Here is a 2,211-nt window from a genome sequence, read left to right as displayed (position 1 = left end):
GCGGCCAACGCCGCCAGAGAACCCCGAGCCCCCGCCACATCGGCGGCCACCACCACCGCACGATGCGGCAGCAACGCCCGCGACACCGCCAGGGAGCGGCCGACCGCTTCCAGGGTGGTGGTGCCGGACTCGGTGAGGTGGTCGTGCAGCCGGCGTGCCTGGGCGGCGAGCGCCGAGGGGGTGTGGCCGGACAACAGCAGGGGTGCGAAGGGCAGTTCGGCCGACGCGGGGGGTGCGGTGTCCTCGGGTGCCTCCTCGAGGACGACGTGGGCGTTGGTGCCGGAGACACCGAAGGACGACACGGCGGCCCGGCGCGGACGGCCCGTACGGCTCCACTCGCGCTCCTCGGTGAGGAGTTCCACGGCGCCCGAGGCCCAGTCGACGTGCGGGGACGGCTCGTCCACGTGGAGGGTGCGCGGGAGCGTCCCGTGCCGCATCGCCTGCACCATCTTGATCACACCGGCCACACCGGCCGCGGCCTGGGTGTGCCCGATGTTGGACTTCACCGAGCCCAGCCACAGCGGCACGTCCCGCTCCTGACCGTAGGTGGCCAGCAGGGCCTGCGCCTCGATCGGGTCGCCCAGCGTGGTGCCCGTACCGTGCGCCTCCACGGCGTCCACGTCGGTCGTCGTGAGCCCGGCACCGGCGAGGGCCTGCCGGATCACCCGCTGCTGCGAGGGACCGTTCGGCGCCGTCAGACCGTTCGACGCGCCGTCCTGGTTCACGGCGGAGCCGCGGACGACGGCGAGCACCCGGTGCCCGTTGCGGCGGGCGTCGGAGAGCCGTTCGACGAGGAGCATGCCGACGCCCTCGGCCCAGCCGACCCCGTCGGCCGACGCCGCGAACGACTTGCAGCGGCCGTCGGGGGAAAGGCCGCGCTGCCGGGAGAACTCCACGAACGTGCCCGGGGTGGCCATGACGGTGACACCGCCCGCCAGCGCCATCGAGCACTCGCCGCTGCGCAGCGCCTGGATCGCCCAGTGCAGGGCGACCAGGGACGAGGAGCAGGCGGTGTCGACGGTGACCGCGGGGCCTTCCAGGCCGAGGGTGTAGGCCACCCGGCCCGAGAGCACGCTGCCGGCGGTGCCGAGGCCCAGGTAGCCCTCGACGCCCTCCGGGAGGGTGCCGGTGCCGCTGCCGTAGTCGTGGTACATCAGGCCCGCGAAGACGCCGGTGGCGCTGCCGCGCAGGGCGTGGGGGTCGATGCCGGCGCGCTCGATGGCCTCCCAGGAGGTCTCCAGCAGCAGTCGCTGCTGCGGGTCCATGGCGAGTGCCTCGCGCGGGCTGATCCCGAAGAACTCGGCGTCGAAGTCCGCCGCTCCGGCGAGGAAGCCGCCCTCGCGGGTGTAGCTCGTTCCGCTGCGGGACTGGTCGGGGTCGTAGACGGACGCGAGGTCCCAGCCGCGGTCCTCGGGGAAGCCGGTGACGGCGTCGGTGCCCGCGGTCACCAGCCGCCACAGGTCCTCGGGTGAGGTCACGCCGCCGGGGTAGCGGCAGGCCATGCCGACGATCGCGATCGGCTCGTCCGCGCGTACGGCGGTGGGGGCGGGCGGCCGCGTGCCGCTGGGGGCCGACGGGCCCGCGTCGAGAGCCGCGTCCAGGAGGTGGCGTGCGAGTGCGGCGGAGGTGGGGTGGTCGAAGGTGATCGTCGCGGCCAGGCGCAGGCCGGTCGCGGCGGTGAGCCGGTTGCGGAGGTCGACGGCGGCCAGCGAGTCGAATCCGAGGTCGAGGAAGGAGCGGTCGGGGGCGACGGCCTCGGGGCCGTCGTGGCCGAGCACGGTCGCCGCGGCCTCCCGGACCAGTTCCAGGGCGGTACGGCGCCGTTCGGCCTCGGGCAGCGCGGCGAGCTGTTCGGCGAAGCCGCCGGACGGGGCGCCCGCGGCGGCGCGGCGTGCGGGGGCCGGTACCAGGCCGCGCAGCACGGGCGGCAGCTCCGCTGCCTGGGCACGCAGCACGGCGAGGTCCAGGCGGGCGGCGACGGTCAGCGGTGCGTCGGTGGCGCAGACGGCGTCGAACAGCTCCAGGCCGTCGGCGTGCGCGAAGGGGACGACGCCACCGCGGGCGAGACGGGCCGCGTCCACCCGGTCCAGTCCGCTCGCCATGCCGTCGGTCCAGGGGCCCCAGGCGATGGAGGTGGCGGGCAGTCCCCGGGCCCGCCGGTGCTCGGCGAGCGCGTCCAACGCGGCGTTCGCCGCCGCGTACCCGCCCTGC

Annotated in this window: 1 protein-coding gene; it reads right to left on the bottom strand. The window is 75.8% G+C overall.

All coding sequences use genetic code 11. The annotated features are described in order from the left end of the window. The coding region (locus ACZ7KF_RS41510) for a type I polyketide synthase (RefSeq protein WP_471087905.1) at positions 1-2,211 on the bottom strand (2,211 nt) is incomplete at both ends.

This window comes from Streptomyces sp. NPDC038200 (genome assembly GCF_055600785.1).
Note: the sequence above shows the minus strand (reverse complement) of the source record. Positions and strands in the feature narration are given on the sequence as shown.